The sequence below is a fragment of the bacterium genome (genome assembly GCA_016873475.1).
Taxonomy (GTDB): Bacteria; Krumholzibacteriota; Krumholzibacteriia; order JACNKJ01; family JACNKJ01; genus VGXI01.
Map to the genome: position 1 here is coordinate 1 of VGXI01000419.1, position 1,545 is coordinate 1,545.

At 67.6% G+C, this 1,545-nt stretch carries 2 protein-coding genes; both read left to right on the forward strand.

What is annotated here, in order from left to right:
• A partial coding sequence (locus FJ251_16305) for a M48 family metallopeptidase (GenBank protein ID MBM4119262.1) occupies nucleotides 1-635 on the forward strand: 635 nt, incomplete at its 5' end.
• 339 nt (nucleotides 636-974) lie between these two features.
• A partial coding sequence (locus FJ251_16310; protein MBM4119263.1) for a PDZ domain-containing protein occupies nucleotides 975-1,545 on the forward strand: 571 nt, incomplete at its 3' end.

The window sequence follows — 1,545 nt, forward strand, 5'->3', positions numbered from 1 at the left end:
CCCCTGACGGCCGGGTGACTTTGGTCGCGCCCAAGGGCACGCGGATCGAGGTTGCGCGCGCCTATGCTGTTTCGAAGCTGGCCTGGATAAGAAAGCAGCGGACCGAGTACGCCAAGCAAGCTCGAGAGACGCCCCGCCAGTTCATCACTCGGGAGACTCATTACCTTTGGGGAAGGCGCTATCTGTTGGCGGTCGAGCACCAGCCCGGCAAGCCGACCGTCAGGCTCGATCATCGCCGCATCACGCTCGTCGTTCGCCCCGGGAGCCTCGCAGCAGAGCGCGCTCGGGTCGTTCACGAATGGCACAAGACCTTGTTGCATGAGAAGGTGCCCAAGCTGATCGCCAAGTGGGAGCCTCTGCTCGGCGTGCGCGTGGCTGGGTACTTCCTGCAACGGATGAAGACCAAGTGGGGTAGCGCGAACCCCGGATTGCGGCACATCCGACTGAACACCGAGGTCGTCAAGAAGCCGAAGGATCTGCTTGAGTATGTGATCGTCCACGAGATGATCCACCTGATCGAGCCCAAGCACAGCGAGCGTTTCGTGGCGCTCCTTGGCGAGCACTATCCGACTTGGCGCGAAGCCAGGGGAGAGCTGAACGAGCTGCCGCTGGGTGCAGAGCGGTGGAGGGAATAGGCTCCCGATTCGAGGAACGGTCGATTCACCGCAAGCTCGGCCGCTCAATCAGCCAAACGTAGCAGGTGGTCAGCTAGCAGCCCGTGGTGTAAGTCATCTCAGCCCCAGCAGTGCGCCCGCAAGTCGTTGTCCTCTCGAGCCCGATTTTGTGGCGAGAGCGTTTTGCCACGGGCTGCTAGGTACCCCGCCCCCGGGGGCGGACCCGAGCGGCTCTGTAGTTCTCCTCTCCGTCACTCCGCTCCACCCGCCCCGCGCAATTCCTGGCGCCAAACTGCTATTCGCCCGCAAGCATTGCCGCTAGGCTTCGCCCGTTCGCCCGTCCCCGGCCGGCGGTCCCCGATGACCATGCCCGCAGCCAGGCAATCCAGATCGACCCTCGCGCGGCGAGCCCTGCTGCTCGTGCTGAGCCTCGGCTTGCTCGCGCAGATCGTCCTCGGCCTCTATGCGCTCGACGAACTGAGCCGATCGCAGCCTGCGAGCAGCGGGCTCACGGGCAGCCCCGGGCATCTGCGCGATCTGCCGGCGCTGCGCCGCGACGGCGGCTGCCGCGTGCTCGCGGTGCGGCCCGGCTCCCCGGCGGCCGCGGTGGGGCTCGCCGGAGGCGATCTCATCACCGAGTGGCAGGGAACGCTGATCGCCGCGCAGCCGGACGCCTGGTTCAAGGCGCTGCGCGAGGCGACTCCGGGCACGCGGCTCGCTCTCGTCTGGGAGCGCCAAGGCCGCGTACTCAGCGGCGAGATCCGCTTCGACGCCGCCAGCGCCGAAGCGCATCCCCGCCCACTCCGCCTCTGGCTGATCTACGCCCCGCTGCTCCTCCCACCCCTGCTCCTCTTGCTCATCGGGGCGCTGATCGGCCTGCTCCGGCCGCTCGACCCCGCGGCCTGGGCCGTGGCGCTCCGCCTCCTCGGGG